Here is a 22,941-nt window from a genome sequence, read left to right on the forward strand (position 1 = left end):
TCCGTCAATGGAGAACAACAATGGATGTGCTGTACGTCGGAGCCATCGCGCTCTTTGCCGCGCTGACCTTTGCATTGATCGCCGGTTGCGAGAAGCTGCTGCTCTCCCGCAGACAGGGAGCGCGCTCATGAACTGGATGCTGTGGATGTCGGGTGCGGCGACCGCGCTGCTGTTCGCGTACCTGGTCTATGCGCTGTTGCGCGCGGAGGACATCGAATGAATTCGAACAATGTCCTGCAAGCCGGGCTCTTTATCGTCGTGCTGCTCGCTGCGGCCGTGCCGCTGTCGCGCTATCTCTGCGGCGTGATGGACGGGAGTTCGCGCGTGCTGCGCGTCGGCGGACCAATCGAGCGCCTGTTGTATCGCGCGGCCGGCGTCGATCCGTCGAGCGAAATGAGCTGGAAGCACTACGCGGTCGCCGTGATCGCGTTCAACGTGCTGGGCGTCGTGTTTCTGTATGCGCTGTTGCGCGTGCAGGGCTGGCTGCCCGGCAATCCGCAGCAGCTTGGCGCGATGACCGTCGACGGTGCGTTCAATACGGCGGTCAGTTTCGTGACCAACACGAACTGGCAGGACTACACGCCGGAGCAGACAGTCGGTTATCTCACGCAGATGCTCGGCCTGACCGTGCAGAACTTTTTGTCGGCGGCAACCGGCATCGTCGTCGTGATCGCGCTGATTCGCGGCTTCGCGCGCCATACCGCGCAAACCATCGGCAACTTCTGGGTCGACCTGACGCGCGTGACGCTTTACGTGCTGCTGCCGATGTCGGTCGTGTTTGCAGCGCTGCTGATGAGCCAGGGCGTGATCCAGAACTTCAAGAGTTACGAAGACATTCCCACGTTGCAGGCGACGACTTACGCCGCGCCGAAACTCGATGCACAAGGCAATCCGTTGAAGGATGCCAAGGGCAATGCGCTGACCGTCGACACGCCGGTTAAAACGCAGACCATCGCGATGGGCCCGGTTGCGTCGCAGGAAGCGATCAAGATGATCGGCACGAATGGCGGCGGTTTCTTCAACGGCAATTCGGCGCATCCGTATGAGAACCCGACGCCGTTATCGAACTTCCTGCAAATATTCGCCATCCTGATCATTCCATCGGCGCTCGCTTTGGTGTTCGGCCGCATGATCGCGGATCGCAAGCAGGGCGTCGCGGTGCTGGCCGCGATGACGATTGCATTCGGCGTCTGCGTGTTCGGCGAAATCGGCGCCGAACAGAGCGGCAATCCGGCGTTTGCCGCGTTGCACGTCGATCAGTCGGCGAACGCGATGCAGTCGGGCGGCAACGCGGAAGGCAAGGAAACGCGCTTCGGCATCGCGCAATCCGGCATCTTCACGATTGCGACGACGGCGGCTTCGTGCGGCGCAGTCGCGAATACGCACGACTCGTTGACGCCGATCGGCGGCCTCTATCCGCTGCTGTTGATGCAGCTTGGCGAGGTCATCTTCGGCGGGGTCGGCTCGGGTCTGTACGGCATGCTCGTGTTCGCGCTGCTCGCGGTGTTCGTCGCGGGTTTGATGATCGGCCGCACGCCCGAGTATGTCGGCAAGAAGATCGAAGCGTATGAGATGAAGATGGTCTCCATCGTCGTGCTGCTGACGCCGTTGCTCGTGCTGGTGGGCACGTCGATCGCGGTGCTGAGCGAAGCGGGCAAGGCCGGTATCGCCAATCCGGGCCCGCATGGCTTCTCCGAAATCCTCTACGCGTTCAGTTCGGCGGCGAACAACAACGGCAGCGCGTTCGCGGGCCTCACGGTGGGCACGCCGTTCTACAACTGGCTGACCGCCATCGCGATGTGGTTCGGCCGCTTCGGCACGATCGTTCCCGTGCTCGCGATTGCCGGCTCGCTCGCCGCAAAGAAGCGCATCGGCGTGACGGGCGGCACGCTGCCGACGCATGGACCGCTCTTCGTCGTGCTGCTGCTCGGCACGGTGCTGCTGGTCGGCGCGCTGACGTACGTGCCCGCGCTTGCGCTCGGGCCCGGCGTCGAACATCTGATGATGATGGGCGCGCATTGACGCGGCCATGAGTCAACGCGACATTCGAGGATTCAATGACTGAACACAATGCAACGATGTCCATGTTCGACCCGGCGCTGCTGCGCCCGGCGATCGCGGATTCATTCAGGAAGCTCACGCCGCGCACGCAATTCCGCAACCCGGTGATGTTCTGCGTGTACGTGGGCAGTATTCTGACGACGGTTCTCTGGATCGCCGCGCTCGCCGGCCAGGCCGAGGCGCCCGCGGGTTTCATTCTCGCGGTCACGCTGTGGCTGTGGTTCACGGTGCTGTTCGCGAACTTCGCCGAAGCCCTCGCGGAAGGCCGCTCGAAAGCGCAGGCCGCGTCGCTTCGCAGCGCGAAGAAAGACGTGATGGCGAAAAAGCTCAACGAGCCGCATCCGAAGTCGCCGATCCGCATTGTCACGGCCTCGGACTTGCGCCGTGGCGACGTGGTGCTGATCGAAACCGGCGACGTGATTCCCGCCGACGGCGAAGTGGTCGACGGCGTCGCTTCGGTCGACGAATCGGCGATTACGGGCGAATCCGCGCCCGTGATTCGCGAGTCGGGCGGCGACTTTTCGTCGGTGACGGGCGGCACGCGCGTGCTGTCCGACTGGATCGTCGTGCGCGTCACGGCGAATCCCGGCGAGGCGTTTCTCGACCGCATGATCGCGATGGTCGAAGGCGCGAAGCGTCAGAAGACGCCGAACGAAATCGCGCTGACCATCCTGCTGGTCGCGCTGACGATCGTGATGCTGCTCGCGACCGCGACGCTGTTGCCGTTCTCGATCTTCTCCGTGGAAGCCGCGCATCTGCCCAATTCGGCGGGCCACGTGGTGACGATTACCGCATTGGTCGCGCTGCTCGTGTGCCTGATTCCGACCACCATCGGCGGATTGTTGTCGGCCATCGGCGTGGCCGGCATGAGCCGCATGATGCAGGCGAACGTGATCGCGACCTCGGGCCGCGCGGTCGAAGCGGCCGGCGACGTCGACGTGCTGCTGCTCGACAAGACCGGCACGATCACGCTCGGCAACCGTCAGGCGTCGCTCTTTATTCCTGCGCCGGGTTTGACCGAAGAAGCGCTCGCGGACGCGGCGCAGCTTTCGTCGCTGGCCGACGAAACGCCTGAAGGCCGCAGCATCGTCGTGCTGGCGAAGCAGCGCTTCAATATCCGGCAGCGCGATATGGCCTCGCTGCACGCGGAGTTTCTCGCGTTCACCGCGCAAACACGGATGAGCGGCGTCGATCTTGCACCAAAAGGCACGTCTGCCGATGCGTCTCGCCGCGAGATTCGCAAGGGCGCCGCGGACGCGGTCAAGCATTACGTCGAAGCCAACGGCGGCCGTTTTCCGAACGAAGTGAGTCAGGCGGTGGCCGAAGTCGCGCGGCGCGGCAGCACGCCGCTTGTCGTCGCGGAGAAAGGCGAGCAGGGCGCGCGCGTGCTCGGTGTGATCGAGCTGAAGGACGTGGTGAAAGGCGGCATCAAGGAGCGCTTTGCCGAGCTGCGCAAAATGGGCATCAAGACCGTGATGGTGACGGGCGACAACCGGCTGACGGCTGCGGCGATTGCGGCGGAAGCCGGCGTCGACGATTTCCTCGCGGAAGCCACGCCCGAGGCGAAGCTCGCGACGATTCGCGCGCATCAGGCGGAAGGCCGGCTCGTCGCGATGACTGGCGACGGCACCAACGACGCCCCCGCGCTCGCGCAGGCCGACGTCGCCGTCGCGATGAACACCGGCACGCAGGCCGCGAAAGAAGCGGGCAACATGGTCGACCTCGATTCGAATCCGACCAAGCTGATCGAGATCGTCGAGATCGGCAAGCAGATGCTGATGACGCGCGGCTCGCTCACCACGTTCTCGATTGCCAACGATCTCGCGAAGTACTTCGCGATCATTCCGGCCGCGTTCGCGACCACCTACCCGGCGCTCAATGCGCTGAACGTCATGCATCTCGCGACACCCGCGTCCGCGATCATGTCGGCGGTGATTTTCAATGCGCTGATCATCGTGCTGCTGATTCCGCTCGCGTTAAAGGGCGTGCGCTATCGCGCGCTCGGCGCGGCCGTTCTGTTGCGACGCAATCTGCTCGTGTACGGACTCGGCGGAATCGTGGTGCCGTTCATCGGCATCAAGTTGATCGATATGGTGCTGGCCGCATTCGGCTGGGTTTGAAGCGGCTTGTCTTGAAGGAGTGATCGTCATGAAGAATTCGTTGCGTCCGTTGCTCGTTATTTTTGCGGTGCTGAGCGCCGTGACCGGTCTCGCTTATCCGGCGGTGATGACCGCAGTGGGTCAAACGCTCTTTCGCGACCAGGCGAACGGCAGTCTGATCGAGCGCGACGGCAAGGTCGTCGGCTCGAAGCTGATCGGTCAGCAGTTCGACGCGCCGCAGTACTTCTGGGGACGTCTGTCGGCGACGAGCCCGATGCCGTATAACGCGCAGGCTTCGGGCGGCTCGAATCTCGGGCCGACGAATCCGGCGTTGCTCGATGAAGTCAAAGGCCGCATCGACGCGTTGAAGGCAGCGGGCACCGACATGTCGGCACCCGTGCCGGTCGATCTTGTGACATCGTCGGGAAGCGGACTCGATCCTGAGATCAGCCCGGCGGCTGCCGCGTATCAGATCGGACGCGTCGCGAAAGCGCGCGGACTTGCGCCGAACGAAGTAGAGGCGCTGGTCGACCGTTATACGAGCGGGCGGCAATTGGGCATGCTCGGCGAGCGGCGCGTGAACGTGCTGCAACTGAATCTTGCGCTGGATGAGATGAAGCGCGGCTGAGCGCGTCGTTGACGCACAATGCCGGCGGTTGCACGCGGCGTCGCCCAAGCCCATTCGCATCTGATTTGCGGCCGGGCCGCCGCCGTGCCACCATTGCACGCACCGCCGCGCGCCCACCATCAAAACATCAAAGCATTCACGCATGAACCGCCCCGATCCTGACGAACTGCTCGACAAGCTGCAGCGCGACGAACAAAAGCGTCAGCGCGGCAAGCTGAAGATTTTCTTCGGCGCATCGGCGGGCGTCGGCAAGACGTATGCGATGTTGCAGGCGGCGCGTCGCCGTCGCGACGAAGGTGCGGACGTGGTGGTCGGCATCGCCGAAACGCATGGGCGTGGCGAAACGGCGGCGCTGCTCGAAGGTCTCGACGTGCTGCCGCTCGCGCACATCGAATATCGCGGTCGCAAGCTCGGCGAGTTCGACCTCGACGCGGCGCTGGCGCGCAAGCCGCAACTGATACTCGTCGACGAACTCGCGCATTCGAATGTGCAAGGCGCGCGGCATCTGAAGCGCTGGCAAGACGTGTATGAACTGCTCGACGCCGGCATTGATGTGTACACGACCGTCAACGTTCAGCACCTCGAGAGCCTTAACGACGTGGTGGGGCAGATCACCGGCATTCGCGTGTGGGAGACGGTGCCCGACCGCGTGTTCGATCGCGCCGACGAAGTCACGCTGGTCGATCTGCCCGCCGAAGAGCTGCTCGACCGCATGCGCGACGGCAAGGTGTATCTCGCGCAGCAGGCCGAGCGCGCGGTGCGCAACTTCTTTCGCAAAGGCAATCTGATCGCGCTGCGCGAGCTTGCGTTGCGCCGTACGGCCGATCGCGTCGACGCGCAAATGCGTGAATATCGCGCGGACCGTTCGATCGAGCGAATCTGGCAGGCGCGTGAGCGCTTGCTGGTGTGCGTCGGCCCCGGTCCCGAAGCGCCGATGCTGGTGCGCGCGGCGGCGCGTCTTGCCGCGAGCCTCAAGGCCGACTGGATCGCCGTCTATGTCGAAACGCCCGCGCTGCAGCGTTTGCCCGACGCGCGCCGCGAACGCACGCTCAACGCATTGAAGCTCGCCGCGGAACTCGGCGCGGAAACCGCGACGCTCGCCGGCGCTGACGCGGTGGCCGCGCTGACCGGTTATGCGCAGGCGCGCAATGTGTCGAAGCTGGTGGCGGGCGCATCGGCACGCACCGGCATCCGGCGCTGGCTGCGCCGGCCGCTTGGCGAGCGTCTCGCCGAACACGGCGGTCATGCGGACGTCACGCTGATCCGCGCTTCGTCCGATAGCGGCGGCGACCACGAGCGCCGCCTGCTGAGTACGACGGCCAACGCATGGCGCGACGCGTTGAGCGCCGCGCGCGAGCGCCGCTCGCCGCCGCGTGCGTACGGTTGGGCGCTCGCGATATGCGCGGGCATCACCGCGGTGGCGAGCCAACTGAACGAGCGCATCGATCTGACGAACCTCGTCATGCTGTATCTGCTCGGCGTGATCTTCGCGGCGGTGAAACTCGGACGCGGGCCCGGCGTGCTGCTGTCGTTCATGAGCGTCGCCGCGTTCGACTTTTTCTTCGTGCCGCCGCGCCTGTCGTTGTCGGTGTCGGACACGCAATATCTGCTGACGTTCTTCGGCATGTTGCTGACTTCGCTCGTGATCAGCCATCTCACGTCGAGCTTGCGGCGCGAAGCGCGGATCGCGCGGCGTCGCGAGCAGCGCACCGGCGCGATGTATGCGATGGCGCGCGAACTCGCGGCGGCGCTGACCACCGAGCAGATCGTCGGCATCGGCAGCCGTCACGTGAGCGAAGTGTTCGGCGCGCGCGTCGCGATCCTGTTGCCGGACAGCGCGGACCGCGTGAAGCAGAAGATCGAAGACCCCGACGCGGCCATCACGCTCGAAGGCGAACTGCTCGATACCGATGTCGGCCAGTGGGTCTACGATCACGAGAAGCCGGCCGGTCACGGCACCGACACGCTGCCGGCGGCCGCCGCGCTGTATCTGCCGCTGAAGGCGCCGATGCGCACGCGCGGCGTGCTCGCGGCCGTGCTGCGCGACGAGCGCGAGCTGAACGCGCCCGAGCAGCAGCGCATGCTCGACGCGTTCGCCGCGCAAATCGCGCTCGCGCTCGAGCGCGTGCATTACGTGGACATCGCACGCGACGCGCTCGTCAATATGGAATCCGAACGTTTGCGAAACTCGTTGCTGTCCGCGATTTCGCACGATTTGCGTACGCCGCTCACGACCATCGTCGGCTTTTCGTCGATGCTGGCGCAATCGCGCGAACACGCGGCCGACGCGCGGCGCGACGACGAGCTCGTGGACGCGATCCATGAAGAAGCACTGCGCATGACCGGCATCGTGACCAATCTGCTCGACATGGCGCGCCTGCAGGCGGGCAGTCTGCAATTGAACCGGCAATGGACGCTGCTCGAGGAAACCGTGGGCGCCGCGCTGCGTGCGTGCAAGCGCGTGCTGAGCGGGCATCCGGTGCGGGTCGAACTCGCCGCGGATTTGCCGCTGCTGCAGCTCGACGCCGTGCTGATGGAGCGGCTCTTCTCGAACCTCTTCGAGAACGCGGCGAAATACACGTCGACGGGCACGCCGTTGACGATCGGCGCGCAGCGTTTCGACGCGGACGGCAAGTCGTTCGTGCGCGTGACCATCGACGATAATGGGCCGGGTTTGCCCGCCGGCATGGAGACTCGCGTGTTTGAGAAGTTCACGCGCGGCGAGAAGGAATCGGCGAAGCCGGGCATCGGGCTCGGTCTCGCGATTTGCCGCGCGATTGTCGAAGCGCATGGCGGCAGCATTGGGGCGGTGAATCGCATGTCGGCAGCAACGGACGAGGCGGCTAGAAGCCGCGTCGAAGGCGCGCGTTTCTGGTTTACGCTGCCGGTTGAAACGCCGCCGGACGTGCCCGATCTGCCCGAAGCCGCCGACGCGCCAGATGCGCCCGACGCACTGCAAGACCAATCCGCCGAAGACCAATCCGCCGACAACATGAACCCGAACCCGCTTGCCAAACCGACCCATGAGTGACCCGAGCATCACCGTCGTTCTGATCGAAGACGAAAAGCAGATCCGCCGTTTCGTGCGGACCGCGCTCGAAGACGAGGGCATCGTCGTGCATGACGCCGAGACCGGCAAGCAGGGTCTCGTGGAGGCCGCGACGCGCAAGCCCGACCTCGTGATCGTCGATCTCGGCCTGCCCGACACCGACGGCTTGGACGTGATCCGCGAATTGCGCGGCTGGAGCGAACTGCCGGTGATCGTGCTGTCGGCGCGCACGCAGGAAAGCGAGAAAGTCGCGGCGCTCGATGCCGGCGCCGACGATTACCTGACCAAGCCGTTCGGCGTCTCGGAACTGCTCGCGCGGATTCGCGCGCACCTTCGGCGGCGCAATCAGGGCGGCGCGAACGAATCGCCGCAGGTGCGCTTCGGCGCGGTGAGCGTCGACCTCGCGTTGCGCCAGGTCACGCGCGACGGCGCGGCGGTCCATCTGACGCCGATCGAATACCGGCTGCTCGCGACGCTGGTGCGCCACGCCGGCCGCGTGCTGACGCACCGGCAACTGTTGCGCGACGTGTGGGGGCCGTCGCACGTGGAGAGCTATCACTATCTGCGCATTTACATGGCGCATCTGCGCGGCAAGCTCGAGCGCGATCCGGCGCAGCCCGAGCATATCGTCACGGAGACGGGCGTCGGCTATCGGCTGGTCGGCGTCCTGTGAGCAGGCGGCGACTTGCGGCCGCGCAGCAAGATGGTGCAGGCGTCGTTATAATTACGGACCGTAAGGACGACCTTACGCCATTTACAAACGGGGACGGCCCCATCTGATCATGGAGCTGTTTCATGTCCTGGATTCTTCTGTTCATCGCCGGTCTGCTCGAAGTCGCCTGGGCGGCCGGTCTCAAGAGTTCCGACGGTTTCACCCGGCTGTGGCCTTCTGTCTTCACCATCGTCACGGCGCTCGGCAGCTTTATCCTGCTTGCGATGGCGATGCGGCAGTTGCCGCTCGGCACCGCCTACGCGGTCTGGACCGGCATCGGCGCCGTCGGCGCCTTCGTTTTCGGCATCGTGATGATGGGTGAAGCGCTCACGGCCGCGCGCGTGGCGAGCGCGGCGCTGATCGTCGTCGGGCTGATCGGGCTCAAGCTCTCGTCCGGGCATTAAGCGCGCTGCATCAGAACGCGCATCGGCATACTCACGCGCCGGCCGCCACCGGCGCGGCCTTTGCCTCTGCTGCATAGTCCGCCAATTTGCAAGCCACTCTGCGTTCTGCGAATTAACGTGGCTATAATGAGATGGAAACCAATCTGAAATTGCCCGCGGCCTGCCCGGCGCGGCCGGCTTGGCGCGGGTCTGACGACTTCGGTGCGGCGGCTCATCCCTGATTGCCCCCGAAGCGCCCGGCACGCACAGCGCGCCTGGAGGCGGCCATGCTTGAATCACTTTCGCTTGCTGCGGGGCTCTCATGGGGCAGCGGCCTGCGCCTCTATCTGACGGTTCTGCTGGCCGGCGTGTTCGAGCGCCTCGGTCTGATTCATCTTCCCGATACGTTGTCCGCGCTGTCCTCGCCGTGGGTGATCGGCGTGGCGGGCGTGCTGACCGTCACCGAATTTCTCGCCGACAAGATTCCCGCGTTCGATTCGCTATGGGACGCGATTCACACCTTCATCCGCATTCCGGCCGGCGCCGTGCTCGCAGCCGGCGCGTTGGGCCATGCCGATCCGGCGCTGCTGACGGTCGCCGCGCTCGCGGGCGGCACACTGGCGGGCACCGCGCATCTGACGAAAGCGGGCACGCGCGCGCTCATCAATCTGTCGCCGGAACCGGTGTCGAACGTCGTCACGTCGACGGCTGAAGATGGTTTCGTGTTCGGCGGCATTCTGCTCGCGCTATTTGTGCCGCTGCTGTTTCTGGTGCTGATCGTGGGCTTTCTGGTGCTCGCCGGCTGGGTTTTGCCGCGTCTGTGGCGCGGCGTGCAGGGCGGTTTTCGCGGCATGGCGACGCATATGGTGTCGCGCCTTGCGAGGAGCAGGCACGATTGAGCGATACGGCCGGACGTTCCACGGCGCGGGTCGCCGTCCCTGCGGCGCGCCGCTTTAGCGTCGGCGATCTGCTGCGCCAGGCGCTGCGCATGACGGCGCGCGACTGGCGCGCCGGCGAACTCACGATGCTGCTGCTCGCGCTCGTGCTCGCCGTGGCGGCGCTCGCGAGCGTCGGCTTTCTCGCCGACCGCTTGCACCAGGGCCTGGAGCGCGACGCGAGACGCATGATCGCCGCCGACTTCATCGTGCGCGCCGATCATCCGGTCGATCCGCAGTTCGCGCGCGAGGCCGCGGCGCTCGGCCTGAACACCGCCACCACGGCGATTTTCCCCAGCATGATCAACTCGAGCGGCGCGCAGCCGGTGTCGCGGCTCGCCGCGATCAAGGCCGTGTCGCCGGGTTATCCGTTGCGCGGCGCGCTGCGCATCGCGCCGGGACCGGGCGCTCCGGATCGCGCCGCGCAATCCATTCCGCCGCCGGGTACCGTGTGGGTCGATCAGCAATTGCTCGACGCGCTGAAGGTGCGCGTTGGCGACACCGTGAAGGTCGGCAACCGCAGCTTCACGATCGGCGCGATGATCACGCGCGAACTCGACCGCGGCTTCTCGTTCGTCAACTTCTCGCCGCGCCTGATGATGCGCGCCGATGACGCGCAGTCCACCGGCCTCATCACGTTCGGCAGCCGCGTGACGTACCGGCTGCTGGTGGCGGGCGCGGATCCAGCGGTCGCGCGTTTCGCGCAGTTCGCACACGGCAGGGTGGACGGCGGCAAGATGCGCGGCGTCGCGCTCGAATCGTTGCAGGACGGCCAGCCGCAAGTGCGTCAGACGCTCGATCGCGCCGGTCATTTCCTCACGCTCGTGTCGCTGTTGACCGCGCTGCTCGCGGCCGTGGCGATTGCGATGGCCGCGCATCGGTACATGCGCCGCCATCTGGACGGCTGCGCGGCGATGCGCTGTCTCGGCGTCAGTCAGTCCACACTGCGGGCGCTGTTTACGCTGGAATTCGTGGGCGTCGGCGTGGCGGGCGGCGCGCTCGGCGTGGCGCTCGGCTTTCTCGGCCATCTCGCGTTGCTGACGTCGCTCGGCAGTCTGATCGACGTCGAATTGCCGTACCCGACGGCATGGCCCGCGCTCCAGGGCATTGCGGCCGGTCTCGTGCTGCTGCTCGGTTTCGCGCTGCCGCCGCTGCTGCCGCTGACGCGCGTGCCGCCGGTGCGCGTGCTGCGCCGCGAGTGGGGCGAGGCGGGGCGCACCGCGTGGGCCGCGTACGCGCTCGGCATCGTGTTGTTCGCGGCGCTCCTGATCGTCGCGGCGGGCGAGTTGAAGCTCGGCGGCATCGTCGCGGGCGGGTTCGCGGGCGGGCTGCTGGTGTTTGCGTGCATCGCGCGGCTCGCGTTGTGGGCGGCGGCGCGCGCGGTGCGCAGCGAGCGCGTGAACGCGGGAATCGGCTGGCGTTACGCGCTGGCGTCGCTGGAGCGGCGCAGCGGCGCGAGCGCGCTGCAGATCACGGCGCTCGGCATCGGCCTGATGTGCCTGCTGCTGATCGCGATGACGCGTAACGACCTCGTGGCCGGGTGGCGCAAATCGACGCCGCCTGATGCGCCGAACGAATTCATCATCGACATTCAGCCGGATCAGCGCGAACCGGTCACGCACTATCTCGACACGCACGGCGTGCCCGGCACGGTGCTCTCGCCGATGGTGCGCGGCCGGCTCACCGCGATCAACGGCAAGCCGGTCAATCCGGATTCGTTCAAGGGCGACGACGCGCGACGGCTCGTCGACCGCGAATTCAATCTGTCGTACACGACGCAGTTGCCGGACGACAATCGCATTTCCGCCGGCACCTGGTATGGCGACACGAAGGCTCCGCAGATTTCGATCGAAGAGGGGCTCGCCAAGCTCATCAACGTGAAGCCCGGCGATGTGCTGCGTTTCGACGTGACCGGCTTGCAGATCGATGCACCGGTGACGAGCGTGCGCAAGCTCGACTGGGGTTCGTTCAAGGTCAACTTCTTCGTGCTGATGCCGCCCGCCGCGTTGCAGGATTTCCCGGCTACGTTCATCACCAGTTTCCATTTGCCCCCGGAAAAACGCGCGACTATCGACGGTCTGATCGCCGCCTATCCGAACCTGACGGCCATCGACACCGGTCCGATTCTCGCGCAGGTGCAGCGCGTGCTGCAGCAGGTGATCGGCGCGGTGCAGTTCCTGTTCGCGTTCACGCTCGCCGCGGGCGTGCTGGTGTTGTACGCCGCGCTCGCCGGCACGCGCGACGAGCGTATGCGAGAATCCGCGCTGCTGCGGGCGCTGGGCGCGTCGCATCGCCAGGTGCGCGCGGTGCAGATCGCCGAGTTCGTCGCGGTCGGCGCGCTCGCCGGCCTGATGGCCGCGATCGGCGCGCAGGTGATCGGCTGGATTCTGGCCACGCGCGTGTTCCAGTTCTATCTGGACTTCAACCCGTGGCTGCTGCCGGCGGGAGTCGCGGCCGGCATCGCGTGTGCGGCGGTCGGCGGCTGGCTGAGCTTGCGGCATGTGTTGTCGCGTCCCGCGTTGCAATCGCTGCGGGACGCCTGATTATTTTCCGTTGATGAGTGGTTATGAGTGAGATCGACAACGAAGTCTCCGCGGCGCAGCCGACGGCCTTCGAACTGGTCGGCGGCGAAGCGCGCGTGCGCGAACTCGTCGACCGTTTTTACGACCTGATGGACCTTGAAGCCGAGTTCGCCGGCATTCGCGCGCTGCATCCCGAATCGATGGACGGTTCGCGCGACAAGCTGTTCTGGTTTCTGTGCGGATGGCTGGGCGGCCCTGATCATTACATCAGCCGCTTCGGGCATCCGCGGTTGCGCGCGCGGCATTTGCCGTTCGCGATTGCATCGAGCGAACGCGATCAGTGGCTGCGCTGCATGGCCTGGGCGATGGAAGACATCGGGCTTGACGAGCCGCTCAGAGAGCGCCTGCTTGGTTCGTTCTTTGAAACAGCCGACTGGATGCGCAATCGCAATGGTTGACGCTGAACGTGCGGCGCCGCCTCGCACGCCGGCGGATCTCGCTGCTTACAGCGCGCTCGATCCGCGAGCGCGCGAGGTGCTCGACTGCTGGTTCGGCGTGCCCGATGTGCCGGGCTTCGGCGAGGCGCGCAAGCAGTGGTTTTCCGCCGACGAATCGTTCGACGCGATGCTGCGCGAACGTTTCGGAACCCTTATCGATGCGGCGCGCGACTCGCGCCTCGACAGTTGGACGGCCACGCCGCTCGGCGCGCTTGCGCTCGTGATCGTGCTCGATCAGTTTTCGCGCAACTGCCATCGCGACACGGCGCGTGCGTTTGCAGCGGATCACAAAGCGGTGGAGATCGCGCAGCAGATGGTGGCGAGCGGCGCGGATCGGCTGTTGCCGAGCGCGCATCATCGCGCGTTTGCCTATCTGCCGTTCGAACACGACGAGGCGCCGGCGAGCCAGCGGGAGTCGCTGCGTCTTTTTAAAGCGCTCGCCGGGGAGCCTGGTGGCGAGTCGTATTATTCGTTCGCCGTTAGGCATGCGGAGATCGTCGAGCGCTTTGGGCGCTTTCCGCATCGCAATGCGGTGCTTGGGCGGGAATCGACGGCGGAGGAAATCGCGTTTTTGCGCGAGCCAGGGTCGTCGTTTCAGTCGCGGCGGGCGAGGAAGCGGGCGCGCGGTAGTTAGCGGCGTGCCGCGCAGCGCCACCCGGCGTCAGGTTACCGACCATCAACCACAGCCGGCACCGTCGGCGTGCGCACAAAGACGCGCAACAACTCGTCGGTATCGCCGGGACGCGCGCCCGACCAGAATAGCCGCCAGTCGCCCGTCGGTTGAAGTGCGTTGTTGCGGCGGCTTTCGACGATCAGCCATGTGCACTCGGTCGTGCGCGGGTTCGCGGTCGGCTGATGCTCGATGTCCGTGTAGTAGTCGAGCATCGGCGCCTCGGATTCGCCGAGCCCGACGCTCGCCATGCAATCGCCGTCGTTCCATTGCGCGCTCAGCGCGGCGCCGAGGTTCTCGAACACCGAGCGGTAGCTTTTCGCGTAGTCGAGCCACGGCAGCAGCAGCGTGCTCACGAGTCCCCACGCGACGATCGCGCCCGCGCACCAGCTCAGCACACCGCGCCATTTGCCCGCGTACTTGAAGGCGGGCAGCAGCCAGAGCCAGCCGAGCGTCATCACTAATGCCGCGGCGATCAGCGCGGGTTTCATCGGCAAGACCCAGTCGAGCGGCAGCCATCGGCCGAGCCGGTGCAGCGAAGCATGCGTGTTCGCCGGACTGCTCATGATCGACCACACGATCCACGCGAGCGCCGCCACGCTGCCGAACAGCACGCGGCTCGCCATGTCCCACACCACATGCAGACGCGGCGGCAGGCGCTCGACGCCTTGCATCGCCAGCAATGCGAGCGGCGCGATGAACGGCAGGATGTACAGCTCGCGGATCGTCGCCGAGCTTTGCAGCACGGCGAAGCCGACACCCGCGAAGATCGCCGGCAAGGCGACGCGCGGATCGCGCCAGCGCTGCCATGCGCCGCCGCCGAGCGCGGCCAGCACAAGCGGCGCGACTGGGAAGCCGACGCTTAGGACCGTGCGCAGCACGAACAGCCGGCTTTCGCTTTCGGAGCCGAGTTCGGCGACCGAAAAACCGAAAAAGCGGCCGACGTTGTTATCCCACAGCCAGACCTTGAAGAGCGCCTCGGAGCGCAGATAGAAGCAGATCGGCCAGATCAGCGCGAACGGCGTGCAGACGAGCGCCGCGACGCCGAGCGCGGCGGCGAAACTGCGGCTGCGGCACGCGCGGTAGAGCGCGAACACTGCGCAGACGGTCGCGCCGAAAACCAGCGGCACGAACAGGCCCTTGGCGAGAAACGATACGCCGACGCCCGCGCCGAACATCGCCGCGCCGCTCAGAATCGCGTGCCGGCGCTCGCGCGCGGCGTCGGCGGAAAGGCGCTCTTGATGGCCGTCGTAACGAAGATGCGCGAGCACGAGTTCGAACAATCCGCAGAAGCCGATCGCCGCGCCGGCCATCAACGCGACGTCGGTCATCATGTCGTGCACATGCTTGACGACGACGAGCGTGCCGCCGAACAGCGCCAGCGTGCCGATCACGCGCAGGTCGAACCAGCTCGGCGCATTCACCGCGCGGCGCGCGACGCGGGCCGTGTAGTAGACCGTCAGGCCCGCGAACAGCGCACTCGCGAGCCGCGCCGCGTCGTGCAAGGGCAGGTAGCGGCCGAACATCCACGCGAAGCTCGCGGCCACCCAGTCGTAGACAGGCGGTTTTTCGACGAACGGCTGCCCGGCGTTGGTCGGCACGACGAGATCGCCGGTGTCGAGCATGTGCTGGACGATGCCGAACGTGTACGTCTCGTCCTGTTTCCAGGGATCGTGTCCCAGGGTGCCGGGCAGCAGCCACGCGCAGAGGATGGCGAGGGCGATCAGGTACGTTAGCGGGCGTGAGGCGCTGAGCGTGTGCCAGCGCGGGGCGCGGCTGTTGCCGTTGCTGTTGCTGTCGTTTGAGTGGTCCGCAGGCGGTGAGCCGATGGTGGGTTCGTTGCCTGCGGCGGGTGCGTGAGGTTTGGAGGGCTTGGCTGGTCGGGCTGGGGCCGCGGCCTCGGCGGTCAGGGCTTGGGCCGTATTGGGACTGTTTGCGGCAAGGTCGGCCGAGCGCGCATGCTCGGCACTGTCGATGAGACCGGCCATGTGCGCTTGCGGCGCGTTGTCGATGAGGCTGGCCATGTGCGCCTGCTGTGCGCTGTCGATGGCGCCGGTCATGTGCGCTTGCTGCGCGCTATCGATCAGGCCGGCCACGCGCACTTGCTGCGCGCTATCGACAACGCCGGCCGGCGCGGACACCGCTGCCGCGGCGTTCCCGTTGCGCCACGGTGCGGAAGGTTTTTCTTGCATGAAACGAATCTCTGGTCGCGGTGCGCGGCAGCATCGCGCGCACGATGTTCTGGCTTGCGTCGCACGAGGCCGCGCGATTCCCGCGATTGTAGTCTCCGATTATTACGACCGATTACACGTGCGACGGCGCACGGATGCGGCGATTGCGCCTGCCGTGGCGGTGGATATAGCGGGCAGTGGAAGCAACGCGAGGCTTATCTAGGAGCGCCGCGTGAGCCGACGGACGGAGAGCGGAAAGAGGGCGGAAGGGATGAGGAAGGAGCGCTTAACGGAGGCGGAGAAAAGCCGAATGCATTGCAGAAAGAGCGCCGAAGTAAGGCGAAAAAAAACCGGAAAGATTGCAACGAAACGCGGAAGAAATGCGGAACGAAGGCGAAAGAACGAATGCAGAAGAACGAAGGCGAAAGAACGAAGGCGAAAGAACGAACGCCGAACAACAGCAGACCAATCGCCCCGCCTAACGCCCCCCAGCGACATCCACAAGCGCCCCAGTGACATACGACGCGGCATCACTCAACAACCACACGATGGTCTCAGCCACTTCATCAGCCCGGCCCGGACGGCCCAATGGCGTGGCCGCTCCGAGTTGCGCCGCACGCTCGGGCTTGCCGCCGCTCGCGTGGATTTCGGTATCGATGAGACCAGGCCGCACTGCATTGACACGCACGCCGCGCGGCCCGAGTTCCTTCGCGAGACCGAGCGTCATCGTATCGACTGCGCCTTTGGAGCCTGCGTAGTCGACGTATTCGTTGGGCGAACCCAAACGCGCCGCCGCCGACGACACATTCACGATCACGCCGCCCGCGCCGCCGCGATCCGTCGACATGCGCCGCGCGGCTTCGCGCGCGCACAGATAAGCGCCGAGCACGTTGACGTCGAACATGCGCGTGAGGCGCGCGAGATCCATGTCGGCAAGCGGCATGGACGGCGCGACGATACCCGCGTTGTTGACGAGCGCGTCGAGCCGGCCGAACTTCTGCACAACCGCGTCGAACATGGCGATGACGTCGGCTTCGTTCGCGACGTCGCCGGCAATCGGCAGCGCGCGTCCGCCGGCTCGCTCGACTTCAGCGACGGTTTCCTCGGCGGCCGCGAGATTCCGCGCGTAGTTCACGCCCACCGACCAGCCGCGCGCGCCAAGCAAGCGCGCGGTCGCGCGGCCGATGCCGCGGCTGCCGCCGGTGATGAGAACGGTCTGAGTCATCGCAACCTCGACATGCAAAGTAGGGTGAGCGCTGGAAACGCAGCGGGAAAAAACGCAGCGGGAAAAAAACCAACGAAAAGCGAGGCAGAAAGCGAAGCTAAAAAACGAGAGCAAAGCCGAGAACGCGCGGAGAAACCCGCGGCGCTCTCAGCCGCAAGCGCCGCCGCCCCCGCTCAAACCGCTTCCCGCTTAACCGCCCACTTATCCGCAACCGGCGGCTGATACCGTTGGAGCTTGCCGATCAGCGTGGCCGCATCGGAGTCGATCTGCAGGATGTCGACATACGTCTGCCGCATGAAGCCTTCGTCCACGGTGTGCTGCAAGAGCTTCATCAACGGATCGTAAAAGCCGTCGATATTCAGGAGCGCCACCGGTTTGTGGTGGTAGCCGAGCTGCGCCCACGTGTAGACCTCGAAGAACTCTTCGAGCGTGCCCGCGCCGCCCGGCATCGCGACAAACGCATCCGAGAGATCGGCCATCATCTTCTTGCGATGATGCATGTCGGGCACGACGTGCAACTCCGTCAGGCCGTTATGACCGACTTCCTTGTTGACCAGCAGCTCGGGAATCACGCCGATCGCGCGGCCGCCTTCGGCCATCACCGTGTCGGCGATCACGCCCATCAGCCCGACCTTGCCGCCGCCATACACAAGCGCCAGATCGGCTTCGACCAGCGCGCGGCCGAACGCACGCGCGGCCTCCGCATACAACGGTTTGGCTCCATTCGCGGAGCCGCAATACACACACACCGACTTCATGAAAAACGTCCTATTCGTTGCGAGGCGCGGCGCCTTCCTTCGGCGGCAGATAGTCGTAGAACTCGCGTTTCTCGAGCTTGCCCGATACGAGATCGTCGAAAATTTGCCGTGAGCGGCCGCGCAGATAAGGCGCCATCAACGACACGATCTGCACGCTCACCTGATGCAGTTCCGCGCGAATCGTCTCCTGCTCGTTGTATTTGCGCGGATTCATCACGAACTGATACGACAGCCAGTACGTTGCGATCACACCGATGTTCGTGGCGATCACCTGCAACTCGTCCGGCGTGGCGACCATTTCGCCGTCGGCCACGAGCTGATCGCAGAACTGGCTCGCAAAGCGCACCTTATGGCTGATGATCTGCTTGAAGTGCGTTTCGAGCGTGCGGTTGCGTGCGAGCAGATCGTTCAGATCGCGATACAGGAAGCGGTAGCGCCACGTGAAATCGACCATGTACTGCAGATAGGACCACATTTCGTCGATGGTCGCGCGATGGTCGTCGGGAAAACGCAGACGCTTTTCGATCTCCTGCTCGAACTGGCTGAAGATGCTGTTGATGATGTCGTCTTTGTTGCGGAAGTGGTAGTACAGGTTGCCTGGACTGATTTCCATTTCCTCGGCGATCGTCGTCGTCGTGACGTTCGGCTCGCCGATTTCGTTGAACAGTTTCAACGACAGTTCGAGTATCCGTTCGCGCGTGCGGCGGGGAGGTTTGGCTTCCATGTCGTCCGGCCCTGGTTACGCCGGGTTGGGCGCGCGGCGGCGTGCCGCTGCTGTAGGTCCACCCGGACGCGGTTGCTGTTTTTTAAGACTGCCGGACGATTATAAACCGAGCGTTCGAATCTCTAGCGGGTACTCAGGGTTTCCATGAGCTTCACAGCCACGCTTTCACCCAATCAACGCCGAGCGGGCCGACGATCAGCCCCCACGTCATCACGCACATGCCGAGCGCGACCATCACCGCGGCGCTGCCCAGGTCTTTCGCGCGGCGCGACAGCTCGTGCCGCTCGAGCGAGATACGGTCGATGGCCGCTTCCACGCTCGAATTCAGCAGTTCGACAATCAGCACGAGCAGCACCGAGCCGAGCAGCAACACGCGCGAGACGGGCTCAACCGGAACCAGCACGCCGCACGGCAGCAGAATCGCGGCCAGCGTCAGCTCCTGACGAAACGCGCTTTCCTCGCGGATCGCCACGCGAAAACCCGCGAGCGAGTTTTTCATCGCGTGCCACGCGCGGGTGAGGCCGCGATTGCCCTTGTACGGATTGAACGGCAGCGGCGCGAGCGGATCGTCGGGGCTGAGCGGCTCGTGCTGGATCTCGGCTGCGGCGTGTGAGCCGTGCCGGTTGATGCCCGCGCTTTCATCGCCGTCGCCGTCGACACGGCTGTGGCGCGCGTGGCCTTCGTGGCCGCTCATGCGATGGGCTTCTGCATGGTTCATGGCGGCGGACTCGCTAATGCTATCGAACGGCTCGACGCTCGCGGCTTCGTGGTCATCATGATCGTCGCGGTCATCATGGTTGACGCGAGCGTCGTGAGCATCGCTGCCGGCGTGCGCGGCGCGCAGCGCGCCGTTCACGGACGCGCGGCTTGCAGGAGAAGATCGGCTTCGCATGGACAACCCGGCGCGCCGCGTCACGCGGCTGCGCTTTCCTCGCGATACGACGCGCGCGGCAACGGCTTTAGATGCGCGGCGAACTGCTCGGAGGCCGCGGCCCACGAGAAGCGCTCGGCCCACGCGCGTGCATGCGCGCGGTCGATTTTCAGCGCTTCGAGACAGGCTTCGCGCAGGTCTTCGTCCATCGCGCCGGCGCCGCCGTCGCCGAGCACGTCGATCGGGCCGGTGACCGGATACGCCGCCACCGGCGTGCCGCAGGCGAGCGCCTCGAGCAGCACGAGACCGAACGTGTCGGTGCGGCTCGGGAACACGAATACATCGGCGGCCGCGTAGACTTTCGCGAGTTCAGCCTGCGACAGCACGCCGAGATAATTCGCTTGCGGATAGCGCGACTTCAGTTCCGCGAGCGCGGGGCCTTCGCCGGCGACCCACTTCGAGCCGGGCAAATCGAGCTTCAAGAATGCCTCGACGTTTTTCTCGACGGCCACACGCCCCACATACAGAAAGATCGGCCGTGCGGTGTTGAGCACCTTCGAGTCCATCGGATGAAAAATCTCGAGATCGACGCCGCGCGTCCACAGCACGACGTTCGTGAAGCCGAATTTCTCGAGGTCGTTCCTGACCACGGGCGTCGGCGCCATCACCGCGAGCGACGGCTTGTGGAACCAGTGCAGGAACTTGTACGTCGCGGCGAGCGGAATGCCGAAGCGCGCCTGCACATACTCGGGAAAGCGCGTGTGATAAGCGGTCGTGAACGGCAGCTTGTGCTGGATCGCGTAGGCGCGCGCGGCCATGCCGAGCGGACCTTCGGTGGCGATATGCAGCGCGTCCGGTGCGAACTCGCCGATACGCTGACGCAGCTTGCGGCGCGGCATCAGCGACAAGCGGATCTCGGGATACGTCGGGCACGGAATCGTCCTGAATTCGAGCGGCGTCAGCAGATCGACGCGATGGCCGAGTTCGGTCAGCTCGCGCGTGGTGTTCTTGAGCGTGCGCACGACGCCGTTGACCTGCGGTTCCCATGCGTCGGTGACGATCATGATCTTCATCGGTTTGCTCCTCGGATGGTTCGTCGATTCAGCCCAGCGGATTGGAGTGCGGCGTTGCGTCAGGCGGTCGCCCGGGCTTTTTGCACGCCGGCTTGCGGGCTGCGCATCGCGGTCCAGTAGATCACCTTGAGTTCGCCTTCATAGGTTTCGACGAGCGCCGACAGGCTTTCGACCCAGTCGCCGTCGTTGCAATACAGCACGCCGTCGATGTCGCGAATCTCGGCTTTGTGGATGTGTCCGCAGACCACGCCGTCGCAGCCGCGGCGGCGCGCTTCGTCGGTCATCACGCGTTCGAACGACGAGATGAAGTTCACCGCGTTCTTGACCTGGTGCTTCAGGTATTGCGACAGCGACCAGTATGGAAAGCCGAGCCGGCTGCGGATCCGGTTGAACCAGCGGTTCAGGATCAGGATCATCGTGTAGAGCGTGTCGCCGAGATACGCGAGCCATTTCGCGTGCTGGATCACGCCGTCGAACAGATCGCCGTGGACGATCCACAGGCGCTTGCCGGCGAGCGTCGTGTGAAACGCCTCGCCGCGCACGTGGATGTCGCCGAACGCGAGGTCGCAGAACTGACGCGCGGCTTCGTCGTGATTGCCGGGCACGTAGATCACTTGCGTGCCTTTGCGCGCCTTGCGCAGCACCTTCTGCACGACGTCGTTGTGCGCCTGCGGCCAGTACCAGCCTTTCTTCAACTGCCAGCCGTCGATGATGTCGCCCACCAGATACAGGTATTCCGACTCGTTATGGCGCAGGAAGTCGAGCAGATACGGCGCCTGGCAGCCGCTCGAGCCGAGGTGGATGTCCGACAGCCAGATCGTGCGGTAGCGGTGCGGCTCGGCGTGCTCGTCGTCGTGCTGCGGCGTCTCGGTGTCGATCGGCTGGGGCACGGCGGGCAGCGCGAAGCCGTGGCTAGGGCTGGATTCCGGACGGAACGCGACAGGGTCGACGCTCGGGCCGGTCTGGCGGAACAGGGAAGTCGCGGACGTTTTGGAGTCCATGGCTCACGCGTCGAGTTGCAGTGCCCGTATTGGGCCTACCACGCGTGACGGTGCCGTGACAGTCACGAGAAGTTCTTATTACTGCGGGAGCGATGGGAGGTGAGGCGATGTGATGCGAGATGAGGCGAGATGAGGCGATGGCGAAGCGTTTGCTTCGCGTGGTGGATGCGCGGTTCAGTGCGCGGTCGACTGCGCGACGCGCGGCTCGCAATGTCTAGCGCGCGACTTCGATCACGCGCGTGCCGGCGAGCCGGTCATGCAGAAACTGGCGGCTCGCGCCGAGGCGCCCCGTGGCCGCCCACAGCACGAACCAGATTCCGGCGATCGCAAGAGTTTGCGGCAAGCGCAGCCCGAGCAGCGGATGAAGCGCGAGCGGCGGCAGAAACCATAGCCACGCCAGCCCATATCGCGCGACGGCGCGCCACGCGGAGAGCGGCGCGCCATTCGCTGTGACGACGCGCAGGCGCCAGGTTTTCATCGGCAGCGTCTGGCCGCCGTGGGTCCAGAACCAGACGAAATACAGGCCGACGACGAGCCCGATCCACGCCGCCATCACGTTGTGATGCGTGAGCCCGTTGCGCTGCTGCGTGAGCGTGCTGAACAGATAGCCCGCGATAAACACGACGCCGAACAGCAGCAGCGCTTCGTAAAGCAGCGCGGCGAGGCGGCGGCGAACGCTCGGCGATTTGCCTGGTAAAGCGGACACGGCCGCGGGCGAACTCGCGCTGGACGCGGTGCCCGAATCGGGATTGACGGTGGCGGAAGTGGCGCGCGGCTCGGACACGGGCAGCGCCGCTCACGAACCGTTGAAGATGGACGGCGCTTCCGCCGGCGAAACCGGCAGCGGCGTGGCCGGCACGAAGCTGCCGGCCGCCGGAATGCCCGGCAGCGACGCCGGGCTCGGCAACGACGCGGCCGCAGCGGCCGCGCTCGCCGACGGCGTGCCGCTCGCGGCGCGCTCACGCGCATTGACCAGACGGTCGAGCCCCTTGATCTCGCTGCGGCCCGACGGCGGTGCGCTCACCACACTCGGACGCCGCTTATGCTCGCTTGCGGCGAGCCGCTGCTTCTGTTCCTCGGGCAGTTCCTGATACGCCTTCCACGCGTTCTGACGCGCTTCGCGCGGCAACTGCTTCGAGACCTGATAGTTCTCGCGCGCAACGCGCCGCTGATCGGGCGTCATGCGGACCCATTCGGTCATCCGGTCGTGCAGGCGTTTTTGTGCTTCGGGCGACAGCTTCGAGTAACGCGACGCGATTTTCAGCCACTTGCGCTTGCGCTCGTCGCTGAACGAATCCCACTGCGCCTCGAACGGCGCGAGCGCGATATGCTCGGCCGCGCTCAGGCGCGACCAGGCCATCGGGCTTTTACTGCCGGGCAGGCTCGGCAATTCGACGCCGAGCGTGGGTGCGGGCGCGGGCGCCGCGCCGTTGCTGTTCGCAACGGGCGCGCCGGCGGGCGAGGGGCTCGGGTAGAAGCGCGGATACGTGGCGGCAAACGACACGAGCGCCGCTATCGCACATCCGAAAACAACGGCCAGACCGCGCTTGTAGCTCACCCGA

The 22,941-nt window shown here is 65.6% G+C and carries 21 protein-coding genes; 12 read left to right on the forward strand and 9 right to left on the reverse strand.

Annotated elements, in window-relative coordinates:
* Positions 1 to 20: 20 nt before the first annotated feature.
* From C8K18_RS24635 to C8K18_RS24690, 12 genes are all read left to right on the forward strand, one after another.
* Positions 21 to 131 carry a hypothetical protein gene (locus tag C8K18_RS24635; RefSeq protein WP_006048245.1) on the forward strand — a complete coding sequence of 37 codons (111 nt, stop codon included), beginning with the start codon at positions 21 to 23 and terminating at the stop codon, positions 129 to 131.
* Positions 128 to 220: a K(+)-transporting ATPase subunit F gene (gene kdpF / locus C8K18_RS24640; RefSeq protein WP_006048244.1), complete on the forward strand. Its 93-nt coding sequence runs from the start codon at positions 128 to 130 to the stop codon at positions 218 to 220. The genes C8K18_RS24635 and kdpF overlap by 4 nt, the downstream gene beginning before the upstream one ends.
* The gene (gene kdpA, locus C8K18_RS24645; RefSeq protein ID WP_107710154.1) at positions 217 to 2,022 is read left to right on the forward strand and encodes a potassium-transporting ATPase subunit KdpA; all 1,806 of its coding nucleotides are present in this window, start codon (positions 217 to 219) and stop codon (positions 2,020 to 2,022) included. Before kdpF ends, kdpA begins: the two co-directional genes overlap by 4 nt.
* 35 nt (positions 2,023 to 2,057) lie before the next feature.
* Positions 2,058 to 4,181 (forward strand): potassium-transporting ATPase subunit KdpB, encoded by a 2,124-nt coding sequence (gene kdpB, locus C8K18_RS24650; RefSeq protein WP_107710152.1) that lies wholly within the window; start codon positions 2,058 to 2,060, stop codon positions 4,179 to 4,181.
* Between the two features lie 28 nt (positions 4,182 to 4,209).
* Positions 4,210 to 4,788, forward strand: coding sequence for a potassium-transporting ATPase subunit KdpC (gene kdpC / locus C8K18_RS24655; protein WP_107710150.1), 579 nt, complete (start codon positions 4,210 to 4,212; stop codon positions 4,786 to 4,788).
* Positions 4,789 to 4,930: 142 nt separating this feature from the next.
* On the forward strand, positions 4,931 to 7,819 hold the full coding sequence (locus tag C8K18_RS24660; protein WP_107710148.1) for a sensor histidine kinase KdpD: 2,889 nt from the start codon (positions 4,931 to 4,933) through the stop codon (positions 7,817 to 7,819).
* Positions 7,812 to 8,510: a two-component system response regulator KdpE gene (gene kdpE / locus C8K18_RS24665; RefSeq protein ID WP_053857805.1), complete on the forward strand. Its 699-nt coding sequence runs from the start codon at positions 7,812 to 7,814 to the stop codon at positions 8,508 to 8,510. Before C8K18_RS24660 ends, kdpE begins: the two co-directional genes overlap by 8 nt.
* A 122-nt stretch (positions 8,511 to 8,632) precedes the next feature.
* Positions 8,633 to 8,953, forward strand: a complete 321-nt coding sequence (gene sugE, locus C8K18_RS24670; protein ID WP_006048237.1) for a quaternary ammonium compound efflux SMR transporter SugE — start codon at positions 8,633 to 8,635, stop codon at positions 8,951 to 8,953.
* 266 nt (positions 8,954 to 9,219) lie between these two features.
* On the forward strand, positions 9,220 to 9,831 hold the full coding sequence (locus C8K18_RS24675) for a DUF4126 domain-containing protein (protein ID WP_006048236.1): 612 nt from the start codon (positions 9,220 to 9,222) through the stop codon (positions 9,829 to 9,831).
* Complete coding sequence (locus C8K18_RS24680; protein ID WP_107710146.1) at positions 9,828 to 12,410, forward strand: ABC transporter permease; 2,583 nt, start codon at positions 9,828 to 9,830, stop codon at positions 12,408 to 12,410. The genes C8K18_RS24675 and C8K18_RS24680 overlap by 4 nt, the downstream gene beginning before the upstream one ends.
* Positions 12,411 to 12,433: 23 nt before the next feature.
* Entirely contained in the window at positions 12,434 to 12,847 is a 414-nt protein-coding gene (locus C8K18_RS24685; RefSeq protein WP_006048234.1) for a group II truncated hemoglobin, read from the forward strand.
* Entirely contained in the window at positions 12,840 to 13,520 is a 681-nt protein-coding gene (locus C8K18_RS24690) for a DUF924 family protein (RefSeq protein WP_107710144.1), read from the forward strand. Before C8K18_RS24685 ends, C8K18_RS24690 begins: the two co-directional genes overlap by 8 nt.
* A 32-nt stretch (positions 13,521 to 13,552) precedes the next feature.
* On the opposite strand, the gene C8K18_RS24695 is transcribed toward C8K18_RS24690, so the two are convergent.
* From C8K18_RS24695 to C8K18_RS24735, 9 genes are all read right to left on the reverse strand, one after another.
* Positions 13,553 to 15,748 (reverse strand): glycosyltransferase family 39 protein, encoded by a 2,196-nt coding sequence (locus tag C8K18_RS24695; protein WP_107710142.1) that lies wholly within the window; start codon positions 15,746 to 15,748, stop codon positions 13,553 to 13,555.
* Positions 15,749 to 16,205: 457 nt separating this feature from the next.
* Entirely contained in the window at positions 16,206 to 16,952 is a 747-nt protein-coding gene (locus C8K18_RS24700) for an SDR family oxidoreductase (RefSeq protein WP_053857809.1), read from the reverse strand.
* Between the two features lie 173 nt (positions 16,953 to 17,125).
* Positions 17,126 to 17,710 (reverse strand): TIGR00730 family Rossman fold protein, encoded by a 585-nt coding sequence (locus C8K18_RS24705; protein ID WP_006048230.1) that lies wholly within the window; start codon positions 17,708 to 17,710, stop codon positions 17,126 to 17,128.
* 10 nt (positions 17,711 to 17,720) lie between these two features.
* On the reverse strand, positions 17,721 to 18,434 hold the full coding sequence (locus tag C8K18_RS24710) for a TetR/AcrR family transcriptional regulator (protein WP_006048229.1): 714 nt from the start codon (positions 18,432 to 18,434) through the stop codon (positions 17,721 to 17,723).
* Between the two features lie 151 nt (positions 18,435 to 18,585).
* On the reverse strand, positions 18,586 to 19,326 hold the full coding sequence (locus C8K18_RS24715) for a diacylglycerol kinase (protein ID WP_107710305.1): 741 nt from the start codon (positions 19,324 to 19,326) through the stop codon (positions 18,586 to 18,588).
* 20 nt (positions 19,327 to 19,346) lie between these two features.
* Entirely contained in the window at positions 19,347 to 20,378 is a 1,032-nt protein-coding gene (locus C8K18_RS24720) for a glycosyltransferase family 1 protein (protein ID WP_029969815.1), read from the reverse strand.
* 59 nt (positions 20,379 to 20,437) lie between these two features.
* Positions 20,438 to 21,379 carry a UDP-2,3-diacylglucosamine diphosphatase gene (locus C8K18_RS24725; RefSeq protein WP_006048226.1) on the reverse strand — a complete coding sequence of 314 codons (942 nt, stop codon included), beginning with the start codon at positions 21,377 to 21,379 and terminating at the stop codon, positions 20,438 to 20,440.
* Between the two features lie 214 nt (positions 21,380 to 21,593).
* Positions 21,594 to 22,085: an RDD family protein gene (locus C8K18_RS24730; protein ID WP_107710304.1), complete on the reverse strand. Its 492-nt coding sequence runs from the start codon at positions 22,083 to 22,085 to the stop codon at positions 21,594 to 21,596.
* Between the two features lie 90 nt (positions 22,086 to 22,175).
* Positions 22,176 to 22,937 (reverse strand): DUF3106 domain-containing protein, encoded by a 762-nt coding sequence (locus tag C8K18_RS24735; RefSeq protein WP_006048224.1) that lies wholly within the window; start codon positions 22,935 to 22,937, stop codon positions 22,176 to 22,178.
* Positions 22,938 to 22,941 lie beyond the last annotated feature (4 nt).

This window comes from Paraburkholderia sp. GV068 (genome assembly GCF_003058125.1).
GTDB classification, from domain to species: Bacteria; Pseudomonadota; Gammaproteobacteria; order Burkholderiales; family Burkholderiaceae; genus Paraburkholderia; species Paraburkholderia graminis.

Bases quoted from the DNA above. Each gene is read 5' to 3' on its own strand.
- C8K18_RS24635 (WP_006048245.1), top strand. From the start codon at position 21: ATGGATGTGCTGTACGTCGGAGCCATCGCGCTCTTTGCCGCGCTGACC.
- C8K18_RS24675 (WP_006048236.1), top strand. From the start codon at position 9,220: ATGCTTGAATCACTTTCGCTTGCTGCGGGGCTCTCATGGGGCAGCGGC.
- C8K18_RS24700 (WP_053857809.1), bottom strand. From the start codon at position 16,952: ATGACTCAGACCGTTCTCATCACCGGCGGCAGCCGCGGCATCGGCCGC.
- C8K18_RS24690 (WP_107710144.1), top strand. From the start codon at position 12,840: ATGGTTGACGCTGAACGTGCGGCGCCGCCTCGCACGCCGGCGGATCTC.
- C8K18_RS24685 (WP_006048234.1), top strand. From the start codon at position 12,434: ATGAGTGAGATCGACAACGAAGTCTCCGCGGCGCAGCCGACGGCCTTC.
- C8K18_RS24710 (WP_006048229.1), bottom strand. From the start codon at position 18,434: ATGGAAGCCAAACCTCCCCGCCGCACGCGCGAACGGATACTCGAACTG.
- kdpA (WP_107710154.1), top strand. From the start codon at position 217: ATGAATTCGAACAATGTCCTGCAAGCCGGGCTCTTTATCGTCGTGCTG.
- kdpF (WP_006048244.1), top strand. From the start codon at position 128: ATGAACTGGATGCTGTGGATGTCGGGTGCGGCGACCGCGCTGCTGTTC.
- C8K18_RS24725 (WP_006048226.1), bottom strand. From the start codon at position 21,379: ATGGACTCCAAAACGTCCGCGACTTCCCTGTTCCGCCAGACCGGCCCG.
- kdpE (WP_053857805.1), top strand. From the start codon at position 7,812: ATGAGTGACCCGAGCATCACCGTCGTTCTGATCGAAGACGAAAAGCAG.
- C8K18_RS24720 (WP_029969815.1), bottom strand. From the start codon at position 20,378: ATGAAGATCATGATCGTCACCGACGCATGGGAACCGCAGGTCAACGGC.
- sugE (WP_006048237.1), top strand. From the start codon at position 8,633: ATGTCCTGGATTCTTCTGTTCATCGCCGGTCTGCTCGAAGTCGCCTGG.
- C8K18_RS24695 (WP_107710142.1), bottom strand. From the start codon at position 15,748: ATGCAAGAAAAACCTTCCGCACCGTGGCGCAACGGGAACGCCGCGGCA.
- C8K18_RS24660 (WP_107710148.1), top strand. From the start codon at position 4,931: ATGAACCGCCCCGATCCTGACGAACTGCTCGACAAGCTGCAGCGCGAC.
- C8K18_RS24715 (WP_107710305.1), bottom strand. From the start codon at position 19,326: ATGCGAAGCCGATCTTCTCCTGCAAGCCGCGCGTCCGTGAACGGCGCG.
- C8K18_RS24705 (WP_006048230.1), bottom strand. From the start codon at position 17,710: ATGAAGTCGGTGTGTGTGTATTGCGGCTCCGCGAATGGAGCCAAACCG.
- kdpB (WP_107710152.1), top strand. From the start codon at position 2,058: ATGACTGAACACAATGCAACGATGTCCATGTTCGACCCGGCGCTGCTG.
- kdpC (WP_107710150.1), top strand. From the start codon at position 4,210: ATGAAGAATTCGTTGCGTCCGTTGCTCGTTATTTTTGCGGTGCTGAGC.